Here is a 23,435-nt window from a genome sequence, read left to right on the forward strand (position 1 = left end):
ACCGGCGTCGATATCGATCTGTCGAATGCAACGAGAAAAAGCAATCGGTTCACCGTGACACCAGTATGGTATTCAGATGCCTCAAAAGATGAATCTGCCTTTCACCCAAACACTACGATTCAAACTGCTGCTTGCATCATTCAGTCTGATTCTGATTCCTTGGGCAGGCTACCACTATTTGTTTGAAATGGAGGCTTCGCTTCGCCAGGCACAAGAGGCCTTACTACTTAACAGGGCCGAAATTGTAGCCAATATGCTTGCAACAAACAGCAACAACTGGCTGACTGGCACGACCTCAGAAAAGGTGATGCATAATAATTCCCTCTATGTTCATCCGCTCGCCAACTCCCCAGACCTTGATGGCTATGATGAAGATTGGCTTAGCCTGAAATCTCAATCCCGCCAGTTCAGGGCCAGTGCGACAACCCCTGATGCAGTCAGTTTTGAGTGGCTTGCAGGATTTCAAGGCGAATATATTTATCTGATGATTGAGGTCAGGGATCAGACCTTGATCTATCCTCAGTCGGAGCGGATCCTGAGTGTCGGTGATCACCTGATACTCGCGCTCCCGGGTCCATCAGGAGAGAGCAGAAAATACCGCCTTGGCACCCCGGCTCCAGGCTGGGTCAACGTGGTTGAGTACGAAAACAACCGCCAACAGACAGCCATCCGGGGTGAATGGCAGGAAACTGCCCATGGTTACCGGGTTGAACTGCAGATACCCCGCTTAATGACTGACGGACATCTCTCCCTGGCAGTCGTCGACATCGATATACCCCAAGCAAAACCCGTTGGGATTGCCTCCACTTCAGGTTGGAATAGCAACCAAAACCTCTCCCGGCTGGTCATGCCTACCATTCAGGTAGACAGGCTTCTATATGGTCTGGAAGAGAAAAATCACCGTTACACGATTCTTAACAGACAGCGTCAGGTTATAGGAAGGTATGGATCGATTCAAACGTTCATCAAAACGAATCACACCCTGTTAAGTCGTCTGATCTCTTTACTCTCGCCCTCTGCGGAAGAGGCAGGGTTAGACGCCAGGGAGGGTATGGGAAAACTGGATGGCCCGGAGATTCGTCGATCACTCTCGGGTGAAGGGGCGATCTATCGATATAACATCACCGGTTCGAAGTCAATGATCCTCTCAGCTGCGCATCCGATTGAAATTGATCAAAATACTGTTGGCACAGTGGTTGTTGAACAGAGCACTCAAATGATACTGCTGTTACAACAGAGTGCACTCGAGCGACTATTTCTCATAAGCCTGATACTGTTCATCATCACAGGAGGATCACTGCTCTTATTCGCCTCCTCCCTGACTCGCCGTATCACCCGACTCAGCCATAAATACAACCGGGCTGTCAGTCCGGATGGCCGGATCATAGAAGAGGTCCAATCAGGCAAAGACAAGGATGAACTGGGTGAACTTGATCGGAGTTTCAGTGCCGTACTAAAGCGTTCTGTCGCATATACAGGCTATCTTGAATCCATGGCAGCGAGACTAACCCATGAATTCCGTACCCCATTGACTATGGTTCAGGGCTCTTTGGAGAACCTCCAAAATGATAGTGACACTTTCCAGAAATCACCCTATATCGAACGAGCGCTTGATGGTACACGAAGACTCAATTTAATACTCACACGCATACGCGAGGCCACTCGACTAGAACAATCACTACAGAACAGTGAAAAAGAGAAAGTCGATATCACTGCCTTTTGTAAATCCCTGTGTGACGGTTACGCTATTACCTACCGGTATATTGATTTTGAGTGCCGTGTACCGGCCTATCCCATTTGGATCCATATATCTCCAGACCTGATCAGTCAGGCAATGGATAAACTGATCAGCAATGCTATCGATTTCCACCAACCGAATACCGCCATACAGATCATACTGGACGACACGAACAGCAAAGCGCTCGACATTAAAATTAGGAATCTAGGTCCACAGCTTGCCGAAAGTGATATACCCAAACTATTTCACAATATGGAATCGAGAAGAAAAGGCAACGATAACCAGATCCATCTCGGTATAGGGCTTTATCTAGTACGCTTGATAGCTGAGTTTCACCGAGGGGATGCATGGATGAACAACGAAACTGACGGTGTCTGTTTTGCAATCACCCTTCCATATACAATTTAGTGCCCCGATTGCAATCGAGATGGTGGAATTGACAGTAAGAACGCATGCACTGAACAGATGTCAAAAATATTGTAAATTCCGCTAGGGCTATCATCCTGTCATGCCCTATTGGAAGCAACGGGAGTTAATATTATGAATATCCAGCTGATCACAGATTTCTTTATGTGGTGCACACTCATCAATGGCGGTCTGCTGATTCTGTGGACACTGTTTATTCTTTTTGCACCTGAACTGGTTTACAAAACGCAGAGTCGCTGGATTGCAATCTCCAGAGCGAATTTTGATCTGCTGATCTATCTTTTCCTGGGTATTTTTAAGCTCTTCTTTATTTTCTTTAACCTGATTCCATTCCTCGCACTGCTGATCATCGGTTGATCATGGCCGTCGAGCGTAGTGAGCAGAGATACTGGGTTTACCAAATACGCCTTGAGAAACGAGTAAGTTCATTCAGCCTGCCGCCGGTACATCGATGTGTTTTACCAGAAAATCGGTGAATGTTGCCGCTGCCATCGGCCGTCCGATGTAGAAACCCTGGGCATAGTCACAGCCACTCTTGTGCAGAAACTGCCATTGCGCCTTGGTCTCCACACCTTCCGCCACCACCTTGAGGCCAAGGTGGTGGGCCATGGCGATGATTGCCTCACAGAGCGCTGCGTCTTCAGTGTCTGTGGTTACATCGCGTACAAATGATCGATCGATCTTGATCTTGTCCACAGGAAAACGCTTCAAATAGCTCAGTGACGAGTAGCCGGTCCCAAAATCGTCAATGGAGATGCCGATGCCCTCCTCACGTAACGCCCCTAAACGCGCACCAGGTTTCCGGTGTTCGTCCAGAAAGACACTCTCGGTAATCTCAAGGAAGAGCCTGGATGAGAGATGCGGCTGGTGCTTCATCAGATCAAGCATCTTTTCCAGAAAACCCTCAAACTGGAATTGGACAGTGGAAACATTGACCGAGAGCAATTCCATCTTCAACCCTGCCCGGTCCCAAAGCTTTAGATCCAACGCAGCCTGCTGCAGTACCCAATCGCCAATGGGCACAATCAGACCGCTCTCTTCAGCCACCGGTATAAATTGATCCGGCCCCACACGACCCTGGTCGGGCGATCCCCATCGGATCAAGGCCTCAGCGCCCACAATCTGACCATCAGCGATATCCACAATGGGTTGGTAGTGGAGTTGAAACTCATTTCCGCGTAGAGCGTTACGCAGGGCTGCACCCAGTGAGACCCGCCCCTCCGCCACTTTATTCATCTCCCAGGTGAAGAAACGGTAGGTATTGCGTCCCTCAGCCTTGGCCTGATACATGGCAGTGTCCGCATTCTGCAACAGCATGCCTGTGTCACTGCCATCTTGAGGATAGAGCGTAATACCGATACTGGCGGAAACATGGGTCTCCTGTCCACCAAGGTCGAACGGCCGTGACAACTCGGTCAGTATGGAGCTAGCCACCCTGGCAACAGCCTGCCCCTCACTGATAATGGGTAAGATAACCGTAAACTCGTCACCACCCAGTCTGGATACCGTATCCATCTCTCTGACACACAGCCGCAGCCGCCGCGCCGCCTCCTGCAGCAGTTGGTCGCCTGTAGCATGTCCCAGGGCATCGTTGACATACTTGAAACGATCAAGATCGATAAAGAGCAGTGCAAGAATGGAGTGTTGCCGCCGGGCAAAGGCCAGAGCCCGACCCAGCCTGTCCAGGAAGAGATTCCGGTTTGAGAGGCCGGTTAGCGAGTCAAAATTAGCCTGCTGCCAGATCTGATCCTCATAGTCCTTGCGCTCCCGGAACCGCTGGCGACTGCGCCTGCCGTAAAAACCGATGGCACCGACACCCGACAGCCAGATCAGCCCCAGGCCCAGCTTGATCTCCCGCTTTTGCCCGGCATTCGAGGCGAAGTATTCTTTCATCGGAACGGATATACCTACACCCCCTCGTATATCCCCCACCTGATACCCCTGATTATGGTGGCATTTTAGACAACCCGCCTGTGCCTCCATGGGACGTATCAAGCGCAGGTAGGGCTCGCCGTTGATATCGGTGAGCTCGAACTGTTCCTTCTCTCCGCGCTCGAAAGATTCCAGGGCCGCCCGCTCCCACTCGTCCGGCGCATTTTCCGGATTGAGAGGCTTGATGCTGGTGATTCTCCCTTTGACCCCATAGAGTTCAGCATAATCCTCCATCATCTGGCGCAGCATATAAGCGGGATTCAGTAACGTCAGCTGGCGGCCGGAGGGGGTTACCAGATCACGCTCAGGGATGTGGTCCAGGAGGGGGCTGGGTTGCGTACGCTCAGTCACAGGCACGTAGACCCCTCCATGGGTGGTTGCCCAGACACGAAAGGCCTGGTCCTTGTTGAAGTTGTCGATCGCCTCCTGACGAGCCAGCTCCAACATCTCGGCATCCTCATTGCTCATCGCCCATAGGAGCAGAAACAGTACCAGTAGTGTCCAACCGAAAAAGGCCACCCATAGCTGAATCCGCAACCTGGCTTCATCGCTTTGGACGAGAGGGATCGATTGATTCATGGACTTCCTAATCCACCTTGGGTTATTTCAATAATGATCCTGGATAAACACTGACTTTATCGGCAGATATTCAGTAAAACTTAACGTGAACAGAACATGTCCACTTAGTCACAGAGGGAAATCAGACAACTCTGTGCACCCAACCGATTCGGCCACACGGGATCGAATATGAAACCATGGGTTATCTGGTGCTAGGTGTCTGTTTTAATGCTATTTAATGATCTGTGGATATAGACCTTCGCTAGCGTTACTCTGTGTCATATCGACTCGGTTCGCTACGCTCAACGGCTTAATGACATGGCAGGCATTTTTATCAGTTATCGACGGGACGACAGCCAGGGGTTTGCCGGCCGGCTGGCGGACGACCTGACCGAGATATTGGGCTCCGACCTGGTATTTCGCGATGTGGAGATCCCGGTCGGCCACGATTTCAGCTTAATCCTGAACCGTGCAATTGCTGCCTGTGATGTGTTGCTGGTGGTGATCGGCAGGGACTGGCAGACCACATCCCACAACGGTGCCAGGTCGCGGCTGTTTGAGCCGACCGATTGGGTACGGGCAGAGATCAAGGCGGCATTTGAACAAGGTAAACGCATCATCCCGATCCTGGTCGGGGGTGCCAAAATGAGCACCGCGACGGAACTGCCAGCGGATATCTCTCAACTATCGAAAATCCAGGCCTTTGAAATGAGCGACCGTCGTTGGGATGAGGATATCGAAAATCTGGTGCAGTTGCTGCAAAGGGAAGTACCCGAACTGGCCAGTTCAGTGTCCTCACGCCATGGGCCGGCCGATTCACCTGCGCAGGTGTTGCGTGAACTTGGTCACCGGGTTCTAGATGAAGTCAGACAACAGAGAACACCCCAGGCCACATCAAGGCGTACTGCTCATAGGCGGTGGCTGCGACCTGTCATGGCAATTGGCGGATTCCTGAGAAAACTGGCCACTACGGTTTTCGTCATAGCCATGGTCTATATAGGTTTCCGATTATTCGGTGATGCCGCGGTATTGGAACAACTCGATCGCTTAGAAGCCCGTTTGCTAGTCGGCTGGGATAGACTGCTTGGCTATCTCAACATTCAATGATTCCAATCCTCAACAAGCTTAGCAGGGTAAACCCGGTAGTTTCGATGCGAGGCCCTGATTAGTTGATGTTTGAATTGCAGTCAACGCACCACTTCACAAAAAATGTAACCCGATATGTCGGGTTATTTTACATTCAAAAGACCAACTATTTTCATCGACCTTTATAAGCCACTGATACGTAGTTAATACTAAAAAATGGCATATTTATTGTATGAATTAAATGATTATAAAAATGAGTAGTACATCGAATTAACACCGCGGATTAGAGTCCGACAACCGATAAGGAGCAGTTTTGATGCAATTTAAATGGATGGCTGTAGCCCTTCTTGGCGCAATAACAACACACTCTCATGCGACGCTAATTTTCAACGACGGTAATACCCACCAAATCAGTGGCCCAATCTTCGAAGATGTACGCTTGGAGAATGGCTCTGACCTTGACATCATCCATGGCGGTTCCATTCATACGCCAGCCGACCAGCCCGCAATTTTTATCGGCATCGGGGCCGCTTCGACGATCACATTATCCGGGGATGCCACGGTGACAGGCGGGATCGACTATGAGGTTTGGGGCAGCGATGAGGATGCCGTCATCGCCAACGACAATGCACAGATTGTTGGCCAGGGTGAAAAGTTCAGCGGGCATGGCCGGGGTGCGGTGTCGGGCTCAAGAAGAGTAGAGGTAAACGGCAATGCCAGGCTCGAAGGTGCCGACAACGGTACCCAAGGCGGTCATGCCATCGACAACACCTCTTCCGGTGCGCAACTCGCTTCCATTCACGGTGGCGAAGTGATCGGTGGAGTAGGCGGACAAACCGGCGGCAACGGTATCGACGGCTGGATTGAAACCATCGGCTTGGATATGTCTGACGGGATTGTGCGGGGAGGCGACGGTGGCAGTCAGGGAGGTCACGGAATCACTACCTTCGGCACAATCTCCGGCACGATTTCAGGGGGCATGATCAGCGGCGGCAACGGAGCCAGTGGTGGAAATGCGATTCAATCACAAGATGGCACAGACCTCGATATTTCAGGTGGCATATTTCAGGGTGGTAACGGGGGTCTCTACGGCGGCGATGCCATAAACAGCATTGGCTTTCACAGTTCAACCATCTCCGGTGGATACTTCGATGCCGGCGCCGGAGTTCTGGATGACGGCTGGTTATTGCATCTCTCCGGCATTGGACATTGGGGCATTGCCGGCGGCTTGTTTGGTTATAACAATATCGGTAATGGTTTCGGCATATTCAATAATGCGACTGTCGATATTCACGGTTGGGACCTTCAACTAACCGACAATTTATTGACCGGTTACCTCTTGGACGGCAGCTGGATTGAGACACCCGTATCACTGGCGTACAACGAATTTGCACCGCTAGGTAATTTGAATATCTTTAACCATCAGAACGTCAGGGTTCCGGAACCCGGGAGCCTTATGCTGTTGGCGATCGGATTGGCGGGAATTTGGGGTACCAAGCGAAAAAAGAGTGTCAGCGCCAGCCTCTGATAAGAACTATTGACACCGCTCCGATGAATTCAATTTGGTGTTGATGACAAAACCAGTCAAGAACAGCCTGGATGTTGAACGTGTGTAGTGATGAGAAAGGTGAACCGATAATGATAAGGCGGTTCTATACTTTCACTCCCGTTCTTCTATCCAGGCAGCCTGTATCGCTTCCAGGACCCTTTCTCCGGAATGGTGGGGATCGTCATCAAAATCGTCGAGGGCAACGACCCAATCACGTAAATCGACGAAATTGAGAAAACGCGGATCAGCATCGGGGTGCTTCTCATCCAGCGCTATGGCGATGTCCAGACTTTCGGTCCACTTCAAACCCATTGCTGCCTCCTCTCGTCAATGATGCTCAGCAACCATATTGATGGTGTATTTTGGGATTTCAATCACCAGATCCTCATCACCAACCACCGCCTGACAACTGAGACGTGATTCAGGTTCCAGCCCCCAGGCCTTATCGAGCATATCTTCCTCTGTCTCTTCCGCCTCTTCAAGGGAATCGAAGCCCTCGCGAATGATGACGTGGCAAGTGGTGCAGGCGCAGGATTTCTCACAGGCATGTTCGATCTCTATGCCGTTCTGTAGGGCTGCATCACAAATCGTGGTACCGGGCTCAGCTTCGATAACCATGCCTTCAGGGCAGATCTCTTCATGAGGTAAAAATATAATACGTGTCATACCGCCGCCTATTCGAATTCATCCACCTTGTGCCCTGACATGGCCTGTTTAATACTCTGATTCATCCGTCGTTCAACATAGAATCCACAGACACTTTCGAGCTGCTCAATGGCCCCTTTAATCACCTTTTGATCATCGGCCCGGGCAACCGATTTCAATGCACCGAGCGCTTGCTCCACCTGCTGACGCTCATCAGAATCGAGTAAACGATCGCCGTCCTCGGTCAAAGCCGCCTCCAGCGCCTCAATCACCCTATCCGCCTCCACCTGCTGCTCGCGCAGGCTGCGCAGTTGTTTATCCTCGCCGGCATGTTCAATGGAGTCTCGCAACATCGATTCGATCTCATTGTCGGTCAATCCATATGAAGGCTTGACCTCGATGCTGGACTGTACCCCGCTGCTCTGCTCCACTGCGCTGACATTCAACAGGCCATCCGCATCAACGGCAAAGGTCACCCGAATCCGTGCAGCACCAGCCACCATGGGTGGTATTCCACGCAGTTCAAAGCGTGCCAGTGAGCGACAATCAGCGACCAGCTCCCGTTCCCCCTGCACTACATGGATCGCCATGGCGGTCTGGCCGTCTTTAAAGGTGGTGAACTCCTGCGCTCTCGCCACCGGTATGGTGGTATTGCGGCTGATCAGCTTTTCACTCAAACCGCCCATGGTTTCTATTCCGAGGGAGAGTGGAATGACATCCAACAGCAACATCTCACTATCCGGTTTGTTGCCGGCGAGAATATCGGCCTGGATGGCGGCGCCAACAGCTACCACGCGATCGGGATCGATCTCCACCAGCGGTTGTGTCGCGAACAGTTCGCCCACCTTCTCGCGAACCCTCGGCACTCGAGTCGATCCACCAACCATGACCACCTCTTGTACCTCATCCGCGCTGATCCCTGCATCCCGCATCGCCCTGCGGCAGGCTATCAGGGTCTTTTTGACCAATGGATCGATCAGTTCATTAAACGTCGACCTCTGCAGTTTTCCCTGCCACTTGTCGCCTCCGTCCAACCCAACACTCACGAGGGCCTCTTCGGCTTCTGTCAGTCTCTCTTTGGCTGTGCAACCTGCCAGCATGAGGCGTTTCATCTGTGCATGATCGGCATCATGTCCAATCCCGGCCTGTTGCATGATCCACTCAGCCACCACGCGATCGAAATCATCGCCGCCAAGCGCCGAATCCCCTCCCGTGGCCATCACTTCGAAGACGCCCTTATTGAGCCTCAGGATTGAGATATCAAAGGTGCCGCCTCCCAGATCATAGATGGCATGCACGCCCTCAGCACCTTTGTCCAGACCGTAGGCCACGGCGGCCGCTGTCGGTTCGTTCAACAGGCGCAATACGTGTACTCCCGCCAATTTTGCGGCATCCTTCGTGGCCTGTCGCTGGGCTTCATCGAAGTAAGCCGGCACAGTGATCACTACACCGCTCAACTCACCACCCAGTGTCGACACAGCCCGTTTTGCCAGTACTTTGAGTATTTCTGCCGAGACCTCAACAGGGCTGACCTCTCCCGCCACCGTCTCGATGCGCGGTACGCTGGTGCGCTCCTGTACGAAGCGATAGGGAAGCCGGCTCCCCAGGGTTTTGATATCATCGATCCCGCGCCCGATTAGCCGCTTCGCCGATGAGATTGTATTCAATGGGTCATCCGTCTCGGTCTGTTTCGCTTCATGGCCCACCTGCACTGAGCCCTGTTGATACCTCACCACGGATGGCAACAGATGACGCCCCTCTTCGTCGGGCAGGGTATCGGCCGTGCCGCTGCGTACAGTCGCCACCAGGGAATTGGTGGTACCCAGGTCGATACCCACAGCCAGGCGGTGTTGATGAGGTGCCTGCGCCTGGCCCGGTTCTGAAATCTGCAGCAGTGCCATCTATCTCTCTTCCATCCGATAAGTCAATTCAACTCATCTTCCAAATCAGCTTCAACGCTCTCTGCTTCGGTGTGCAACTTCTGCAAAAAGCGCATTTTTCGCAAAATCTCGCGGGCGGCTTGCAACTGCTCTTCCGTCGGCGTTTCAAAATAGACGGCCAACTGAGCCACCAGGCTATTGATCTGCTTATTGATCCGGCCACGCAGGTTCATGATTGCCTGGTAGGGATCGGCATGTCCCCGAATCTCTTCCAGCTCTTCCCTCAATTCCATCTGCTGCATGAGAAAGGCCATATCCTGGGTTGATTCATTCAGGGTATCCATCTCGATACCATGCAACAACAATAGATAACTACCGCGTGCAATTGGGTCTTTGAGTGTTTCAAATGCCTCATTGATGAGTGCTGCACTCTGTACCGACAGTCTCCGCTCCTGTTCGGTTGCATTGGCAAAACGATCAGGATGAATCACCCTTTGTAACTCGCGATAGCGCTCGGATAGCGAGTTGCCGTCAACAATATAGCTAATCGGCAAGCCAAAAAGATCAAAGTAGTTTTTCGAAAAATCCAGCATATCGAAAAAAACGGCTGCCTTAATAAGGCAGCCGTTTCATACCCTTTTTCAACCCATTCTTAGACGTTGAAACTCTCGCCACATCCACACTCGCTTTTCGCGTTTGGATTATTGAATTTAAAGCCTTCATTGAGGCCTTCGCGGGCATAGTCGACTTCAGTGCCATCCAGATAGACAAGACTTTTGGGATCGATCACCACCTGGACTCCCCGGTCTTCAAATACCTGGTCGTCCTCCTGTAGCTCATCCACAAACTCCATCTCATAAGCCATGCCGGAACAGCCTGAGGTACGCACGCTCAGCCGTATCCCCAATCCTTTGCCACGACTGGCGAGATACGCCTGAACTCTATCGGCAGCCGCTTCTGTAATCGTAATGCTCATGTCTGCTACTCATCGAGATTGCTACACCATACCGTTTACTTTGTCTTTTTATCGGAAAAGTCTTTGATCGCCGCTTTTATAGCATCCTCCGCCAATACAGAACAATGCACCTTCACTGGCGGTAGCGCCAACTCTTCTGCAATATCGGCATTCTTTATCTCCTGCGCCTGCTCCAGGGTTTTCCCCTTGACCCATTCAGTCAGCAGGCTACTGGAAGCGATCGCGGAACCACAACCATAGGTTTTAAAGCGGGCATCCTCGATGACCCCGTCATCGTTGACCTTTATCTGCAGCCGCATCACATCACCGCATGCTGGCGCGCCCACCATTCCGGTTCCCACACTGGTGTCATCTTTATCAAAGCTGCCCACATTACGCGGGTTTTCGTAATGATCAAGAACCTTTTCACTGTATGCCATGATCTACAACCTCTGAATGACGTTGAGCGCGCACTAGTGCGCTGCCCATTGAATTGATTTCAGATCGACGCCGTCCTTGAACATCTCCCATAGGGGCGACAGTTCGCGCAGTCGCTCCACTTCTGTTTGAATTTTCTTGATGGCGTAATCCACCTCTTCCACGGTGGAAAAACGACCAAGGGTAAAGCGAATGGAACTGTGCGCCAATTCATCCTCCCGGCCCAAAGCCCGTAACACATAACTCGGCTCCAGGCTTGCCGAGGTACAGGCAGAACCCGATGAAACTGCAAGGTCCTTGAGCGCCATGATCAGGGACTCGCCCTCAACGAATGCGAAACTGACATTCAGGTTTCCTGCCAGCCGCTGATCTTCATCACCATTCAGATAGACCTCTTCAATATCGCTGATACCGGCCCAGAGTCGATTGCGCAGGCCCAGGATCCTTTCGTTCTCATTCGCCATCTCTTCACCTGCGAGCCTGAAGGCTTCACCCATGCCGACGATCTGGTGTGTCGCAAGGGTTCCGGAACGCATGCCGCGTTCATGACCACCGCCATGCATCTGGGCCTCCAGGCGCACCCTCGGCTTACGCCTGACATAGAGGGCACCAATACCTTTCGGTCCATAAATCTTATGTGCCGAGAATGACATCAGGTCCACCTTCTGTCGCTGCAGATCGATCGGCACCTTACCGGCACTCTGGGCGGCATCCACGTGAAACAGAATCTTGCGATCGCGGGTCATCTCACCGATCGACTGGATGTCCTGAATCACGCCGATCTCATTGTTGGCATGCATAATCGAGACGAGAATGGTGTCATCACGCAGTGCGGCTTCCAGTTTGGCCAGGTCTATCAGACCGTTGGGTTCGGGATCGAGGTAGGTCACCTCATAATCGTGACGTTCAAGCTGTCGACAAGTATCCAGTACTGCCTTGTGCTCGGTCTTGCAGGTGACGATATGGCGCCCCTTTTTGGCGTAGAAATCCGCCACCCCCTTTATCGCCAGGTTGTCGGATTCGGTTGCCCCCGATGTCCAGACAATCTCCTTGGGATCGGCATTCACCAGACCCGCCACCTGACGCCGCGCCGAGGTAATAGCTTCGTCGGCAGTCCAGCCAAAGGCATGGGACCGGGATGCGGCATTACCGAAATTGCCATCCGGCGTAAGATAGCTGCACATGATATCTGCAACACGGGGATCCACCGGCGTTGTGGCCGAGTAGTCCATGTAGATGGGTAACTTCATCTCAAACTCCGACATCGTTCGTCATCAGGCGCCAGCCAAGTCACCTGATCCATCCACTAATGATGAGACATCCAACCCCGGTTGCTCCTGATTGGGGTGATCCTGACGGTCCGCCACTTCCCGCACAGCCTGACGGTCCATCAGATCCTGCAGACTGATTTTATTGAGATAACCGTAAATCTGATTACTGAGATCCGACCACAGATCATGCGTAAGGCAGCGCTCATTGTTTTGGCAATTGTGCGCTCCGTTACAGCGGGTTGTGTCGATATTCTCATCCACTGCAGAGATTACCTCACCGACAAAAATCTCATCTGCTCCCCTGCCCAGGCTATAGCCGCCGCCGGGACCACGCACACTGGCAACCAGCGATTTTTTGCGCAAACGAGAAAACAACTGTTCCAGATATGAGAGTGATATGCCTTGGCGCTGAGCGATGTCGGCAAGGGTTATGGGGCCCTCCCCGTAGTGGAGGGATAGATCCAGCATGGCTGTCACTGCGTATCGACCTTTTGTGGTAAGCTTCACTTCATGAGCTCCGTGAATATTTCCAATCGCTAATATACATTCCCAAGCAAATTAGTCAAGATTATCCCACCCGGTTTATTCGGTGGTTTTCTCTTTCTCAGGAACCTCTTCATCAAGTTTTTGCAACTCCTCAGCTGTCGAGACAATCTCGCAGGAATCCAATGCGGGCAGATTGGTCTCCTCCTCATCCACGCCAAGCCGTTTCATGGCTTCACACATCGACTCCATTTTCTTGTCCATTACATGGATATGGTCAAGCATGCAGTTGATGGCGTGCGCTACGGGATCCGCGGCATCCTTGGTCGCTCCATAGGCATCGAAACCTATCTTTTTGGCAATCTTCTCCCGGTGGCCTTCCCGCTCCGGCTTTCTGGCGGTGATCAGCTTTCCCGGAACACCCACCACAGTTGAACCGGCAGGTACATCCTTCACCACCACCGAGTTGGAGCCGATTCTGGCGTCTTCACCCACAACGATCGGCCCAAGAACCTTCGCCCCCGCACCAACAACCACGTTGTTTTCCAAGGTTGGGTGGCGTTTTCCCTTTTCCCAACTGGTACCGCCCAATGTGACGCCGTGATAGAGGGTACAGTCATCACCGATTATGGCGGTCTCTCCGATGACCACTCCCATACCGTGATCGATAAAAAAGCGCCTGCCGATAACCGCTCCCGGATGTATCTCTATGCCTGTGAACAGCCTGGCGATATTGGAGATCACCCGGGCAAGCCACTTCAAGCCAATACCCCATAGGGCATGGGCGAGTCGGTGAAAGACAATCGCATGCACACCTGGGTAGGTAGTGATAATCTCGAAGGTATTACGTGCTGCAGGATCCCGATCGAAAACGCTCTGGATATCCTCTTTCCAACGAGAGACTTTATGTTCACCTGTTTCCAACTGCCTACCTACGCTTGCGAGAAAAAAATCCGGTGCCACATCCTTAATGGTGGCATGAGGGTAGGAGATTATCCACAATCCCGCACAAAATACTAGGGTATTTTTCTATGGACCTATGATGGGTGCCGGAATCGGTCGCATATGTCAGCGCCGCATCGACTTCCGTCCCTGCATGGCACTGAGGATCCCACGCATGATATTGATTTCATCCTTATCCGGCCTGGCCCGTTGAAAAAGGCTACGTAGTCGACGTAGCAGCTTCTGCGACTGGCGCGGATCAGTAAAACCGATATCCTCAAGGGCCTGCGCCAGATGCTCGTGAAAGCCCTGCAGCATGTCAGCGGTCGCCAAATCCCTCTGAGTATCGGACTTGACAGTCGGATCCTGTTGTTGGGCAAGGTAGACCTCATAGGCCAGAATCTGAACCGCCGCACCCAGATTGAGTGAGCTATAGTCCTCATTGGTCGGGATATGGACAAGAAATGTGCAACGGTCAAGTTCACTATTGGTGAGACCCGATCGCTCTCGCCCAAATACCAGGGCAACATCCCCCGACCTGGCCTCCTGTACCAGCTTGGTGGCCGCCTCCCTGGGGGTCACGATAGGCCAGTCGATGCTTCGGGTACGGGCGCTGGTACCCACCACAAGACGGCATCCGGTCAAAGCTTCATCGAGGGATCCCGCTACGCGGGCGTTATTCAACAGATCATCGGCCCCCGAGGCACGGGATGTCGCTTCCTGATGAGGATAGTGCTGGGGTGTTACCAGGTGGAGTTGCCGCAGCGACATGTTCTTCATGGCGCGGGCAGCCGCCCCGATATTGCCGGGATGGCTTGTATCCACCAGCACGATACGGATGTTTTTCAACATAGACGAATAAAAATCCTGATACTTCCCCAATCAAGTGGGAAATAAACCGCGATAAAACCGGCCACAAATGGACGCCATCACCGCCAATAGGCGCAGATTGTACACTATTAAAGATAAAGTCGAACAATGACTTACAACCATGATGCTATGCGTTTTTTTACAATCCTGAAGAGATTGGCTACAACGGAGGTGAATAGGGAGACGGCTAGTGCGCTATCCATTTACAGTGTCAAAGTATTTGCGACATTTGCGGTGGTTGGCGTTCATTTGCGGCCTAATCAATGGTTCTTTGTTAATTGCCTGGTTAGTCAATCAATCCACCCGAACTGGTGAAGAGCCAAAATCCTTATACGATAATTTTTTAGGGTTCTCCTGAATTCTTCAGAAATGCCGGCGAAATCAGTATGAAATAGTTTAACCTCCTCGCTACTTGCTGTATCCTCGCGGCCCATGAATCCGATGCTCACCATTGCCGTACGCGCCGCCCGCGAGGCCGGACGTATCATCACCCGTAACTTCAACCGGATCGATCGCCTGACGATCAGCGATAAAGGCAGTAACGACTTCGTCAGCGAAGTCGACCGGAATGCAGAAGCCGTGATTATCAATCTGCTGCGTGAGAAATATCCACATCACGCCGTTCTGGCAGAGGAGAGCGGCAAGCAGGGGGCTGACGACTACATCTGGATCATCGATCCACTGGATGGCACGACCAACTTTTTGCATGGTTTCCCCCAATTCGCGGTATCCATCGCCCTCAAGATCAAAGGTCGCCTGGAGGTCGGTGTCGTCTACGACCCGGTCAGTGAAGAGATGTATACCGCTTGCCGTGGTGAAGGCGCGTTGCTGAATGACAAAAAGATCCGGGTCTCCGGCCGCAAAGGGCTCAATGGAGCCCTGCTGGGTACCGGTCTGCCCTATCGGGACTTCAGATTCACCGACAACTATATGGGCATGCTCAAGGCGCTGATCAAGGATAGCGCGGGTGTGCGTCGTCCAGGCTCTGCCGCACTCGACTTCGCCTATGTGGCTGCCGGCCGAATGGACGGTTTCTGGGAGCTCGGTCTGCGTGAATGGGACTTTGCCGCAGGGGCGCTCCTGGTCAGAGAAGCGGGGGGACTGGTGACGGACATCGGTGGTGGCGAACGCTATCTTGAAACCGGTAATGTCATCGCCGGAAACATCAAGGTCCACAATGCCATGCTGAAATGCATCCTGCCTCATCTTGACAGCAAGCTGACCGCTTGAAAGGCGATTGCAAATCGCTCGATGTATGTGCGAGAGAGAGCCAAATCGGGTAAAAAAAACAGCGGCATCCATACAGCGTAAATCCGTTAATAGAGTCCGGTTTCATCGCCCTGGTGCCTGTTGGCGCTGGTTTAATCGTCCCTATAAACTGCAGCTGTAGATTTGCATCAGCCTGTTAATTCCCATCCTCAAGAATCCGGTTCACAGATTCAATCAAACCACCTGAAAGCCCCTCAAGATTAGCCAAACGTAACCGTTAGCTGGTGTGAATGCACTGAAAAAAACAGTGCCTCTGCAAGAACTGATTATTGCTTAGTAACGCTATTCATACGGAACGGCGAAGATGGAAAAAGACCCAAGAAAGAGAAAAAAACTGAGTGACCATGCCCTGGAAATGATCATGCGTGACGTATTGCACGGTATGCGGGAGTTTTCACTTGAAATGCAAGCGGATACGGCAGTTGCAATGGCTTCCACGGATGACCATGGATTATCCTCGGACAGTATTGAAAGCGTACTACGATCGAAAAAGAGATAGCCCCCTGAAACGGAGGCCATCACTCAAGGCACCTCTTCCTGAGCGCCATCATCCTCTTTCTTCACCGGCATCAGATCCGCACGGCTCACACCCATGAAAAGCACTGAACTACTTGCAACATAGATTGAAGAGTACGTGCCGATCACCACACCCACGATCAACGCCAGGGCGAATCCATGGATGATCTCACCACCAAACAGGAACAGTGCGGCCAAAACAAGCAGGGTGGTGCCTGAAGTTATCAGGGTTCGGGAAAGGGTTTGGTTGACAGATGTATTGATGATGCTCACTGCCTCGCCCTTGCGGATCTTTCTGAAGTTCTCCCGAATGCGATCAAATACGACGATGGTATCGTTGAGTGAATAACCGATAACCGCTAATACGGCAGCCAGGACCGGAAGATCGAACTCTACTTGGAACAAGGCAAAGAAACCAATCGTGATCAGTACATCATGCACCAGGGCGATCACTGATCCAACGGCAAAACGATACTCGAATCGCAATCCCACATAGATCAAGATGCCGATCAAGGCATACAGCATCGCCAGACCACCATCCTCGGTCAGTTCATCACCCACCTGAGGGCCGACGAATTCAACCCTGCGCAGATCGACATTCGGATCGATCGACTGCATGGCAGTAAAGGCGCGATCGCTGAGTACCGCACTCTCAATATCTTCTCGGGGCGCCAATCTGACCAACACATCCTTGGAGGTACCGAAGTGTTGAATCACCGCATCACCAAAGCCGTCCTTGGCCAGCGCCTCGCGCACAACCGGTAGCTCTACCGCCTGTGGATATCCGACTTCCACGAGAGTACCGCCGGTGAAATCAATCCCCAGATTGAGTCCGCGGACGATGATAGCGCCCAGTGAGATCAATAGCAGTATGCCCGACAGTACCAGTGCAAGATTGCGCTTGCCCATCAAGTCGTAACGGGCCTCTTTGTTTAAGATCTGCATAACAAGATTCCTTATATCGCCAGCGCTTTTACGCGCTTACGGCCATAGATCAGATTGATCACCGAACGTGTACCGATGATAGCGGTAAACATAGAGGTACAGATGCCGATTGCCAGCGTGACCGCGAAACCCTTGATCGGTCCGGTACCAAAACTGAACAACACCACGGCCGCGATAAGGGTGGTGATATTGGCGTCAATGATGGTGGAGAAGGCCTTCTCATAACCGGCCTGGATACTCGCCTGGGGCGAGTTGCCGTTGGCAATCTCCTCACGGATTCGTTGGAATATCAACACATTCGCATCCACCGCCATGCCAACGGTGAGCACGATGCCGGCGATGCCAGGCAGAGTCAGGGTCGCCTGCAGCATAGAGAGAATCGCCACAATCAGCACAAGATTCATGACCAGCGCCAGATCGGCTACCAGACCGAAAATGCGATAGTAGATTGCCATGAATACCATTACCAGAGCCAGCCCGATCATCACCGATTTAAAACCCTGGTCGATGCTGTCCTGTCCCAGGCTGGGGCCGATTGTCCGCTCTTCGACGATCTCGATAGGTGCTGCCAGGGCACCTGCCCGAAGCAACAATGCCAGGTCCCTGGCCTCTTCCGTGGTATCGAGCCCTGTGGTCTGGAAACGTCTGCCGAAGGGTTCCCTGATGGTGGCGATGGAGATCACCTCCTCGACCCGTTTCTTCACCTTCACCGGTTCACCATTCACTATCCGCGTGGTGGTGCGGTTCTCGATGAAAACCACCGCCATCGGCTTGCCCACATTCTCATTGGTCATGCGCCGCATGCGCTTGGCGCCAACACCGTCCAGGCTGACGAAGACCGCTGGTTGGCCCGTCTGTTGATCCAGACCCGATGAAGCATCGACAATCTGGTTACCGGTGACGATCACCCGTTTTTTCAACAATACCGGTTGACCATCCCGCTCGTGATAAAGGTTGGAACCAGGCGGGATACGTCCATTCACCGCATCCTCCACACTATGCTCGGTGTCAGCCAATCGATATTCAAGCGTCGCGGTAGCTCCCAGGATCTCTTTCAGCTTTGCCGGATCCTGCGCACCGGGCAGTTGGACCACAATCCGCCTGATTCCCTGTTGCTGTATCAAAGGTTCGGCGATACCCAGCGCATTGACTCGATTACGCAATGTGGTGATGTTTTGCTGCAGGGCGAACTTCTGCACCTCCTGCCTCTCTACCGGAGAGAGTGAGACAAGAATCAGGAATGCATCCCCCTCATCAATACTTTCGAGATTCAGGGATCGAAACTCATTACCGATCAGGTCCGATGCCTGATCTCGTTTCTCCGGATTATTGAATTTAACGACAACCTGTTCATTCTCACGGCTGATACGGATATATCGCAGCTTGTTCTCCCGCAGCAAGGTTCTTATATCGCTGCTGTAGCGTTCCGCCGCCTGCTCGATCGCTGCCTCCATATCCACATCGATGAGTACATGGATACCGCCTCTGAGATCGAGTCCGAGATACATAGGCTCAGCCCCCAAGCCGACCAGCCAGTCGGGCAGATCAGGAGAGAGTGTTAAAGCCGGGGTATAGTTCTCGCCAAGTTCAGCGGCTATCCGGTCCATTGCCTTGAGTTGATCCTCAGAGCTCAAGAATCGTACCAGCAGCTTGCCGTTTTTCTGCGCCATACCCTTGGCCGTGATACCCACTTTGTCCAGCGCCTGCTGCACCCGTGATTCGGTCGTCTGATCTATAACGGCATCACGCTGTGCGGAGATTTCCATTGAAGGGTCCTGGTCGAACAGGTTCGGCAAGGCGAATAATCCGCCTAGCAGGACCACGAGCAAAACCATTAGGTTTTTCCAAAGTGGGTATTGGTTCATCGTACTTTCAAAATGTTAAAACTATGTAAGAAGCGGTTTGACTCAATATCGACTAGAGTTCTTTCAGGGAACCTTTCGGTAACACCGAGTCAACGGCCTGTCGGCGGATTTTCACCGCGGTTCCATCAGATACCTCCAGCAAGAGAAAGTTCTCGCCAAGATCGGTAATCTTCCCCGCCATGCCACCGGTAGTGACGATTTCATCCCCCTTGGCCAGGGCCTCAACCATCTTCTTATGCTCTTTCTGGCGCTTCACCTGGGGACGAATCATCAGAAAGTAGAGTACAGCGCCGAAAATAACCAGGGGCAGCAACCCGGTAATTGCACTTGCTTGTTCGGTAGCGGCCGGCGCCTCCGCCAAGGCATCAGATATAAAAAAACTCATTTCAACTAACCTCTCATTCGGGCCAAACAGTATCCGTCAGGCAGATCATGCCCGGTGATAAAATCAGCGGCCGATTATGACACAGAAGGGGAAAATTAGCAGGCTTAAGTGATGTATTGGAATAATTCCATCTTATCAACTGCGCACTGGTGCAGCAAAGCTGCTGCCTGGTAATGCAAGTCACCTGGTTAGCAAACAAAATCAGCGCTTTAGGGTGGGACCCTGACTCACCTGTGAGGGCTGGATAGCATGGCGAGTATTCGGGATTGGCTTGTCCTCACGTTTCTGAGTGGAACCCAAGCGAAATGCAGGACAATGAATGGATACTCACACAGGAGCATGGGATTCAGCGCCAAAAAACAGTCAATACCAGACCGAGAGATAGGCTTTGATCACATTGGCTGTAAATGAGTAGAGAGGCTCCTCACCGGCGACACCGCCGCGGGTTATATTGCGAAAATCGTCATACTCGAATCGAATCAGGTCGAGTGAGAAGTTGAGGCTGCCATTGTCTATAAACTGCCACCTCTCAGGATGAAAATCATAACTCACAGTGAATCCGAGGGTGTGGCTTTGAAATGTACTCAACTCCTTGTCCCGTGCCAGAAAATTCTGCTCGTTCACACGTGAGAAGAGATCGCTGTAGAAATCGGCTGCGTTCTGAGTGTAGTAGCGATAACGGACATCGACCACCCAGTCTTTCTCCAGGGGGTGGGTATAGGCGAATTCCACGTTGTTGGCACTGATACCCCAGGTATCGTTGAAGTAGCGATATTCACCGCTCAAGGCGGCACGGTAGGGAAGATAATATTTCAGGCGCAAGGCCAGGGCGTTACTGGTGCGTGTACTTGGATACCTCTCGGGTTGAAAGCCGTATCCATTCTCACTGAGTGGATCGAGAAATCGATAGGAGCGATAGGGATTGTTCAGGTAGCCCTCGTCGGTAATTGTCTCCCAATCGATGTCGAGAATGCTCTCTTTGGTCAAAATCTGGCTGACACCGATACGGTAATTCTGCCGCTTCAGTGACTCTCCGAAATCCCTGTCTCCATTGCGGCTGATATCATCATTGCCCACCGCATACCCGAGTGAGACGGTTGTGAGGTCACCGAACATATCGTGACTGATGGAAAAGCTGCCGGTCTCGGCTTGGTAGTCGCTCTCATCACTGCTGGTTAGCGCCAGGCTCATCAAGGTCTTATTGTGCAGATAATCCAGCGCCAGGCTGGTTTCCGTACGCTCCTCGGTATAGGGCGACGCCATGCTGACCACATCCACCGAGGCGCTTGAGATGGAATCGATATAGTAGTTGGCATTCAGTGACACATTGCCGGAAAAGGACTTGCGCACCAGGATCGATGGCCCATCCACTTCGACACCACCGCCATCGTAACGGTGATACATGATATCCGCTCTGTCTTCAGGAAGAACCGTAGCCTGCAATCCCGCACTGCACGTTAACAGCAGCACTATTTGCAGACCGAAAAGGCCCCGCTCTGATATCAGCCATGAGAAAACCGAAGTGCAACCTCGCATGGTCGTGAGACTAGTTACAGCCACATCCCCCTCCGCCTCCGCCCTCGGCGCCACGTGCCGCCTCGCGGGTCTGATAGACATGGTGTCGGTAGGCGCTCGCGACAGGGTCGCGCTCAAAACTCATGATCGGATCGGCCAGATGGGCACGCTCATAGGGTTGTACCCATGGCTCGATACTGCACCCTGCAGTAGCGAGAACGGATAGAGAGAGCAAAAACCTGCAGGTTCTGTATAACATCGTTTTCACTTCAATCAATGGTTACTCACGCAACAGCTGACGAATCTGTTGCTGGTACTCTTCCTCATATCCGGGTTTATATCCCTTATGGAGATAACGTATCCGTCCATCCCTATCGACCATGAAGGTGCTTGGCATCGCTTTAACCTGATACTGTTTACTCACTTTGCTACGGTCATCATAGAGAATGGGAAAACTCACCGGGACGTCACTCAGCATCTTATCGGCTGCGGCCCTGTCTTCATCCACATTCACGCCCAACAGTGAAAAACCCAGGGATTGGTAGCGATCGAACAACTGCTGCAACAGTGGCATCTCCTGGCGACAGGGACCACACCAGGACGCCCAGAAATTCACCATCACTACCTGCCCTCGCAGTTCACTCAGCTTTATATTCACACCCTCTCGACTCTTGAGTGTGAAATCCGGTGCCATGGATGGTTGCTTGGCTGCAACGGCATATCCGCAAGCCAACAGCAATAGACCGGCTACGATAAACTGATGCAATCGGAATTGAATTAGGCGTTTACTCAACATCGCTTTTCCCTCAAAAGAAGTATGTCAGGCCACCGTGCAGCTCGAAGTTGTGAATTGTCTTCGTCTCCCCCAGCAGGTCTGACTCGAACATGTGATCCCTGACATCGAGATGCAGGGTCAGCCAGTCATTGATCAAGAGTCGATACCCCGCACCGACATTGACCGTGAACTCATCGTCTCCGGCAAAGCGTGTGCTGCCGATTCCGGCGATCAGATAGAACTGGCTGTTATAGGCATATTTACCACCCAGAAACACCTCTCCGGGAAGCAGATTGTATCCGGCGGAGAGGTTGTAATAGGTGAAGTCACGGTCATCGTCGGCGAGCAGCTGAACATCGCCGCCCAGCTGTTCGAAACTCGTCTCCTTGGCCTCGGTCGTGCCGATCGCCGCCTCAACGAAAATCGATTCCGTAAGGTGATAGGCGAAACGGGCGCCGAAGACGCCGCTGGTCCCGAAATCCTCTATGTTCATCAAACCGGCATAGATCCCAATCTCGAAATCCTCTGTATCGATCTCGGGTTCCACAATCTCCCTGCGTGCAATCTCAGGCTCAATAAGCAGATCCTCACGCAGCCCCTCTCCGATAGGCTCAGCGGCTATACACGGCGGCATTATCAGGGCCGTCAGAAGTGACGCGATGCTCAGAAAAAGAAACCGAGTCCGATTTTCCACTGGTCAAATTCCTCATTGTCTTCACGACTGGTGAATGCGGTGTAGTGGCGAAACTCTCCGCGCAGAAAAAAACGCCGCGTCAGATAGACACGCAGGCCGGCGCCGACATGGGCCGTAGTGTCGGTACGATCCTCAGCCTGAACCAATGTCGACTTGGGCTCGGTGCGAATCACACCCCCTCCCAATGTGAAAAACGGACTATAGGTCCATTCGGGAAAGGGCTGAGACAGCAGGTTGACATCAAACAGGTATTCGCTTGAGAAATCACCCAAGGCTTGAGACAGACTGAGCTCAGCGGAGAGATTTTCATTGAACGAGTAACCACCATATAAACCAAGCAGTGTGGCGCCCTCCATGTCGCCGCCATAAAAACCGAATTCCCATTCCCGGTTCCTGAAATCATCCTGTGTATAGCCGACCAGCTTAAGCCGCTCACCATCCGCGGTTTGAGTCTGGCGCATCTGCTCCAAGCTGACCCAACCAGAACGACCGCGACGCGTGTAAACCTGAAACCAATCCGTACGACGCTTTCGAACCTCGACCCACTCCATCCTTTCCACGACGTATACGATGGGATAGGAACGCCCCGGCCCGGTGTGCATTTCAATATAGGGGGCTGTCACCTGAACCCGTTGATACTCCTCTTCTCCCGCACTGGTTGCAGGTATCAGCCAGATCAACAGCCAGCTCGTCCACAG

The 23,435-nt window shown here is 52.3% G+C and carries 25 protein-coding genes; 6 read left to right on the forward strand and 19 right to left on the reverse strand.

Going from position 1 to position 23,435, the window contains the following annotated elements; all coding sequences use genetic code 11:
• Nucleotides 1-76: 76 nt before the first annotated feature.
• Together AB8516_RS07610 and AB8516_RS07615 are read left to right on the forward strand one after the other, a co-directional pair.
• Entirely contained in the window at nucleotides 77-2,146 is a 2,070-nt protein-coding gene (locus AB8516_RS07610) for an ATP-binding protein (RefSeq protein WP_369159544.1), read from the forward strand.
• A 132-nt stretch (nucleotides 2,147-2,278) separates the two neighbouring features.
• A complete protein-coding gene (locus AB8516_RS07615) occupies nucleotides 2,279-2,521 on the forward strand; it encodes a DUF6868 family protein (RefSeq protein WP_108292556.1) in 243 nt (80 codons plus the stop codon).
• Nucleotides 2,522-2,593: 72 nt separating this feature from the next.
• Here the strand turns inward: AB8516_RS07615 and AB8516_RS07620 are convergent, their stop codons facing one another.
• Nucleotides 2,594-4,675 (reverse strand): EAL domain-containing protein, encoded by a 2,082-nt coding sequence (locus tag AB8516_RS07620; RefSeq protein ID WP_369159547.1) that lies wholly within the window; start codon nucleotides 4,673-4,675, stop codon nucleotides 2,594-2,596.
• Nucleotides 4,676-4,972: 297 nt separating this feature from the next.
• Between AB8516_RS07620 and AB8516_RS07625 the strand changes: the two genes are divergently transcribed.
• Both AB8516_RS07625 and AB8516_RS07630 read left to right on the forward strand, forming a co-directional pair.
• The gene (locus AB8516_RS07625) at nucleotides 4,973-5,761 is read left to right on the forward strand and encodes a toll/interleukin-1 receptor domain-containing protein (protein WP_369159549.1); all 789 of its coding nucleotides are present in this window, start codon (nucleotides 4,973-4,975) and stop codon (nucleotides 5,759-5,761) included.
• Between the two features lie 295 nt (nucleotides 5,762-6,056).
• Nucleotides 6,057-7,268 carry a PEP-CTERM sorting domain-containing protein gene (locus AB8516_RS07630; RefSeq protein WP_369159551.1) on the forward strand — a complete coding sequence of 404 codons (1,212 nt, stop codon included), beginning with the start codon at nucleotides 6,057-6,059 and terminating at the stop codon, nucleotides 7,266-7,268.
• Nucleotides 7,269-7,400: 132 nt separating this feature from the next.
• On the opposite strand, the gene iscX is transcribed toward AB8516_RS07630, so the two are convergent.
• The 10 genes from iscX to AB8516_RS07680 all read right to left on the reverse strand — a co-directional run bounded on the left by iscX (nucleotide 7,401) and on the right by AB8516_RS07680 (nucleotide 14,755).
• Complete coding sequence (gene iscX / locus AB8516_RS07635) at nucleotides 7,401-7,595, reverse strand: Fe-S cluster assembly protein IscX (protein ID WP_369163242.1); 195 nt, start codon at nucleotides 7,593-7,595, stop codon at nucleotides 7,401-7,403.
• Between the two features lie 21 nt (nucleotides 7,596-7,616).
• Entirely contained in the window at nucleotides 7,617-7,955 is a 339-nt protein-coding gene (gene fdx, locus AB8516_RS07640) for an ISC system 2Fe-2S type ferredoxin (RefSeq protein ID WP_108292566.1), read from the reverse strand.
• Nucleotides 7,956-7,963: 8 nt separating this feature from the next.
• A complete protein-coding gene (gene hscA, locus AB8516_RS07645) occupies nucleotides 7,964-9,835 on the reverse strand; it encodes a Fe-S protein assembly chaperone HscA (RefSeq protein WP_369159554.1) in 1,872 nt (623 codons plus the stop codon).
• A 23-nt stretch (nucleotides 9,836-9,858) separates the two neighbouring features.
• Nucleotides 9,859-10,407, reverse strand: coding sequence for a co-chaperone HscB (gene hscB, locus AB8516_RS07650; protein ID WP_369159556.1), 549 nt, complete (start codon nucleotides 10,405-10,407; stop codon nucleotides 9,859-9,861).
• Between the two features lie 59 nt (nucleotides 10,408-10,466).
• Complete coding sequence (iscA, locus tag AB8516_RS07655; protein WP_108292572.1) at nucleotides 10,467-10,790, reverse strand: iron-sulfur cluster assembly protein IscA; 324 nt, start codon at nucleotides 10,788-10,790, stop codon at nucleotides 10,467-10,469.
• Between the two features lie 35 nt (nucleotides 10,791-10,825).
• Nucleotides 10,826-11,209, reverse strand: coding sequence for a Fe-S cluster assembly scaffold IscU (gene iscU / locus AB8516_RS07660; RefSeq protein WP_369159559.1), 384 nt, complete (start codon nucleotides 11,207-11,209; stop codon nucleotides 10,826-10,828).
• A gap of 33 nt (nucleotides 11,210-11,242) precedes the next feature.
• A complete protein-coding gene (locus AB8516_RS07665) occupies nucleotides 11,243-12,457 on the reverse strand; it encodes an IscS subfamily cysteine desulfurase (protein WP_108292812.1) in 1,215 nt (404 codons plus the stop codon).
• A gap of 24 nt (nucleotides 12,458-12,481) precedes the next feature.
• Entirely contained in the window at nucleotides 12,482-12,985 is a 504-nt protein-coding gene (gene iscR / locus AB8516_RS07670; RefSeq protein ID WP_069120271.1) for a Fe-S cluster assembly transcriptional regulator IscR, read from the reverse strand.
• Between the two features lie 75 nt (nucleotides 12,986-13,060).
• The gene (gene cysE, locus AB8516_RS07675) at nucleotides 13,061-13,885 is read right to left on the reverse strand and encodes a serine O-acetyltransferase (protein ID WP_369159563.1); all 825 of its coding nucleotides are present in this window, start codon (nucleotides 13,883-13,885) and stop codon (nucleotides 13,061-13,063) included.
• 144 nt (nucleotides 13,886-14,029) lie between these two features.
• Nucleotides 14,030-14,755 (reverse strand): RNA methyltransferase, encoded by a 726-nt coding sequence (locus AB8516_RS07680; protein ID WP_369159565.1) that lies wholly within the window; start codon nucleotides 14,753-14,755, stop codon nucleotides 14,030-14,032.
• 450 nt (nucleotides 14,756-15,205) lie between these two features.
• Here AB8516_RS07680 and AB8516_RS07685 point away from each other — a divergent pair, with 450 nt between their 5' ends.
• Both AB8516_RS07685 and AB8516_RS07690 read left to right on the forward strand, forming a co-directional pair.
• Complete coding sequence (locus AB8516_RS07685; RefSeq protein WP_108292578.1) at nucleotides 15,206-16,003, forward strand: inositol monophosphatase family protein; 798 nt, start codon at nucleotides 15,206-15,208, stop codon at nucleotides 16,001-16,003.
• 343 nt (nucleotides 16,004-16,346) lie between these two features.
• Nucleotides 16,347-16,541, forward strand: coding sequence for a hypothetical protein (locus AB8516_RS07690; RefSeq protein ID WP_369159568.1), 195 nt, complete (start codon nucleotides 16,347-16,349; stop codon nucleotides 16,539-16,541).
• A 23-nt stretch (nucleotides 16,542-16,564) separates the two neighbouring features.
• Here AB8516_RS07690 and secF read toward each other — a convergent pair whose 3' ends face one another.
• From secF to AB8516_RS07730, 8 genes are all read right to left on the reverse strand, one after another.
• Nucleotides 16,565-17,503, reverse strand: a complete 939-nt coding sequence (gene secF / locus AB8516_RS07695; RefSeq protein ID WP_108292582.1) for a protein translocase subunit SecF — start codon at nucleotides 17,501-17,503, stop codon at nucleotides 16,565-16,567.
• 11 nt (nucleotides 17,504-17,514) lie between these two features.
• The gene (secD, locus tag AB8516_RS07700; protein ID WP_108292584.1) at nucleotides 17,515-19,368 is read right to left on the reverse strand and encodes a protein translocase subunit SecD; all 1,854 of its coding nucleotides are present in this window, start codon (nucleotides 19,366-19,368) and stop codon (nucleotides 17,515-17,517) included.
• 52 nt (nucleotides 19,369-19,420) lie between these two features.
• Nucleotides 19,421-19,753 (reverse strand): preprotein translocase subunit YajC, encoded by a 333-nt coding sequence (gene yajC, locus AB8516_RS07705; protein WP_108292586.1) that lies wholly within the window; start codon nucleotides 19,751-19,753, stop codon nucleotides 19,421-19,423.
• A 363-nt stretch (nucleotides 19,754-20,116) separates the two neighbouring features.
• On the reverse strand, nucleotides 20,117-21,313 hold the full coding sequence (locus tag AB8516_RS07710) for a DUF3570 domain-containing protein (protein ID WP_369159571.1): 1,197 nt from the start codon (nucleotides 21,311-21,313) through the stop codon (nucleotides 20,117-20,119).
• The gene (locus AB8516_RS07715; protein WP_108292590.1) at nucleotides 21,300-21,527 is read right to left on the reverse strand and encodes a DUF4266 domain-containing protein; all 228 of its coding nucleotides are present in this window, start codon (nucleotides 21,525-21,527) and stop codon (nucleotides 21,300-21,302) included. Before AB8516_RS07715 ends, AB8516_RS07710 begins: the two co-directional genes overlap by 14 nt.
• Before the next feature lie 21 nt (nucleotides 21,528-21,548).
• Nucleotides 21,549-22,064, reverse strand: a complete 516-nt coding sequence (locus AB8516_RS07720) for a TlpA family protein disulfide reductase (protein ID WP_369159573.1) — start codon at nucleotides 22,062-22,064, stop codon at nucleotides 21,549-21,551.
• Nucleotides 22,065-22,074: 10 nt separating this feature from the next.
• Nucleotides 22,075-22,737 carry an outer membrane beta-barrel domain-containing protein gene (locus AB8516_RS07725; protein ID WP_069120216.1) on the reverse strand — a complete coding sequence of 221 codons (663 nt, stop codon included), beginning with the start codon at nucleotides 22,735-22,737 and terminating at the stop codon, nucleotides 22,075-22,077.
• Nucleotides 22,707-23,417, reverse strand: a complete 711-nt coding sequence (locus AB8516_RS07730) for an outer membrane beta-barrel protein (RefSeq protein WP_369159576.1) — start codon at nucleotides 23,415-23,417, stop codon at nucleotides 22,707-22,709. Before AB8516_RS07730 ends, AB8516_RS07725 begins: the two co-directional genes overlap by 31 nt.
• Nucleotides 23,418-23,435 lie beyond the last annotated feature (18 nt).

The organism is Candidatus Thiodiazotropha sp. LNASS1 (assembly GCF_964212655.1).
In the GTDB taxonomy this organism is placed as follows: Bacteria; Pseudomonadota; Gammaproteobacteria; order Chromatiales; family Chromatiaceae; genus Thiodiazotropha.

What these genes read in the sequence shown, in the direction of transcription:
- AB8516_RS07610 (WP_369159544.1), top strand. Translation starts at nt 77, where the DNA reads ATGCCTCAAAAGATGAATCTGCCTTTCACCCAAACACTACGATTCAAA.
- AB8516_RS07615 (WP_108292556.1), top strand. Translation starts at nt 2,279, where the DNA reads ATGAATATCCAGCTGATCACAGATTTCTTTATGTGGTGCACACTCATC.
- AB8516_RS07620 (WP_369159547.1), bottom strand. Translation starts at nt 4,675, where the DNA reads ATGAATCAATCGATCCCTCTCGTCCAAAGCGATGAAGCCAGGTTGCGG.
- AB8516_RS07625 (WP_369159549.1), top strand. Translation starts at nt 4,973, where the DNA reads ATGGCAGGCATTTTTATCAGTTATCGACGGGACGACAGCCAGGGGTTT.
- AB8516_RS07630 (WP_369159551.1), top strand. Translation starts at nt 6,057, where the DNA reads ATGCAATTTAAATGGATGGCTGTAGCCCTTCTTGGCGCAATAACAACA.
- fdx (WP_108292566.1), bottom strand. Translation starts at nt 7,955, where the DNA reads ATGACACGTATTATATTTTTACCTCATGAAGAGATCTGCCCTGAAGGC.
- hscA (WP_369159554.1), bottom strand. Translation starts at nt 9,835, where the DNA reads ATGGCACTGCTGCAGATTTCAGAACCGGGCCAGGCGCAGGCACCTCAT.
- hscB (WP_369159556.1), bottom strand. Translation starts at nt 10,407, where the DNA reads ATGCTGGATTTTTCGAAAAACTACTTTGATCTTTTTGGCTTGCCGATT.
- iscA (WP_108292572.1), bottom strand. Translation starts at nt 10,790, where the DNA reads ATGAGCATTACGATTACAGAAGCGGCTGCCGATAGAGTTCAGGCGTAT.
- iscU (WP_369159559.1), bottom strand. Translation starts at nt 11,209, where the DNA reads ATGGCATACAGTGAAAAGGTTCTTGATCATTACGAAAACCCGCGTAAT.
- AB8516_RS07665 (WP_108292812.1), bottom strand. Translation starts at nt 12,457, where the DNA reads ATGAAGTTACCCATCTACATGGACTACTCGGCCACAACGCCGGTGGAT.
- AB8516_RS07680 (WP_369159565.1), bottom strand. Translation starts at nt 14,755, where the DNA reads ATGTTGAAAAACATCCGTATCGTGCTGGTGGATACAAGCCATCCCGGC.
- AB8516_RS07685 (WP_108292578.1), top strand. Translation starts at nt 15,206, where the DNA reads ATGAATCCGATGCTCACCATTGCCGTACGCGCCGCCCGCGAGGCCGGA.
- AB8516_RS07690 (WP_369159568.1), top strand. Translation starts at nt 16,347, where the DNA reads ATGGAAAAAGACCCAAGAAAGAGAAAAAAACTGAGTGACCATGCCCTG.
- secF (WP_108292582.1), bottom strand. Translation starts at nt 17,503, where the DNA reads ATGCAGATCTTAAACAAAGAGGCCCGTTACGACTTGATGGGCAAGCGC.
- secD (WP_108292584.1), bottom strand. Translation starts at nt 19,368, where the DNA reads ATGAACCAATACCCACTTTGGAAAAACCTAATGGTTTTGCTCGTGGTC.
- yajC (WP_108292586.1), bottom strand. Translation starts at nt 19,753, where the DNA reads ATGAGTTTTTTTATATCTGATGCCTTGGCGGAGGCGCCGGCCGCTACC.
- AB8516_RS07715 (WP_108292590.1), bottom strand. Translation starts at nt 21,527, where the DNA reads ATGTTATACAGAACCTGCAGGTTTTTGCTCTCTCTATCCGTTCTCGCT.
- AB8516_RS07720 (WP_369159573.1), bottom strand. Translation starts at nt 22,064, where the DNA reads ATGTTGAGTAAACGCCTAATTCAATTCCGATTGCATCAGTTTATCGTA.